The sequence below is a fragment of the Flavobacterium sp. JAS genome (assembly GCF_020991455.1).
In the GTDB taxonomy this organism is placed as follows: domain Bacteria; phylum Bacteroidota; class Bacteroidia; order Flavobacteriales; family Flavobacteriaceae; genus Flavobacterium.
On the sequence record NZ_JAJMOX010000040.1, the window covers coordinates 1 to 1,438 of the forward strand.

Below are 1,438 nucleotides of genomic sequence, written 5' to 3' on the forward strand. Positions count from 1 at the left end.
GCTACCGTCTGGACACAAATATATTTTTAATTATATTTGAGAAAAAGTGCAGACTAGATATTTTGAAAATTTAAAAGACAAGCGATTGTTGAATAGAGGTAATTCTATTCTCAATCGCTTGTTTGCTAATAGTATTTATTCGATAAGACAATTAGCAGAAAGTGACTCTGAAGCCAAAGCGATTTATCGCTTTTTGCAAAATGATAATGTTAGTGAAGCTGATATTATAAAGAACATGTCTTTTAATTGTGTGAGCTGTGTTGAAGATAAATCTGTTTTGTGTATTCAAGATAGCAGTGAAATAAACCTTTATAATCACAAAAACAGGATCAAAAAGGATGAATCAATTGGATTGACCAATGCTTCTGTTGGCGGACTTGGCTTTTTTATTCATCCAAGTTTTATTATAGATGCAGATACCTTAATGCCGTATGGTTTTTCAGATGTAAAAATATGGAATAGAGGGCATGAACTGCCTGCTAAAATGAAGACCAATACTCACAATCGTATACCCATTGAAGAAAAAGAGTCTTATAGATGGATAGATTCCTCTCTTGAAACTAAGAAAAGACTAAGTAAAGCAAAAGAAATAATCATTATTCAGGATAGAGAGGGAGATATTTTCGAACAATTTTGCCTTGTCCCCGATAATAAAACTCATTTATTGATTAGATCCCGATTTAATCGATTGCTTGATAATAAAATAAAACTTTTCGATCATCTTAGTTCACAGCCACTTCAAGGAAGCTACACAATTGAAATAGAAGGAGATAAAAGAAGAAAGATCCAAAAAAGAACAGCTACTATAGAAGTACGTTTTTCAGAAATAACAATAGGCAAACATCAATATTCAGGAAAACATCTTCCCGATAAAATCAATCTTTACGCTATTGAAGCAAAAGAAGTAGGAGAAAATATTGAAAATCCAATACTTTGGAGATTACTAACAACAAAGAAAGTTGAAGATCTACAAACTGCATTACTTTGTATCGAATGGTACACCTATAGATGGACTATTGAAGAAGTATTTAGAATTTTAAAAAAAGAGGGGTTCAATATCGAAGCCAGCGAATTATCCCAAGGCAAAGCAGTTCGTAAACTATGTCTTTTGATGCTGGAGACTATTATAAAGCTCTTTATTATGCAAATAGCCTATGCCAGCGAAGAAGAGACTGAACCCAGAAGCTGTTTTTCAGAGCAAGAAATAGAATGTTTAGAATTGCAAATCACACAATTAGAAGGTAAAACCGAAAAATTAAAAAACCCATATAAATCGTCAAATTTGAAACGATATATATGGGCTATTGCTAGATTAGGAGGATGGAAAGGTTATCTCTCAGAAAGAAAACCAGGCATCACAACCTTTTGGATTGGTCTGCAAAAATTCAATTTAGTCATCCAAGGTTGGATACTCTTTAAAGATGTGTCCAGACGGTAG

General features: G+C 33.0%; 1 protein-coding gene. It reads left to right on the forward strand.

All coding sequences use genetic code 11. From position 1 onward, the window contains the following. Nucleotides 1-46 precede the first annotated feature (46 nt). Nucleotides 47-1,438, forward strand: a complete 1,392-nt coding sequence (locus LPB88_RS23645; protein ID WP_230718253.1) for an IS4 family transposase — start codon at nucleotides 47-49, stop codon at nucleotides 1,436-1,438.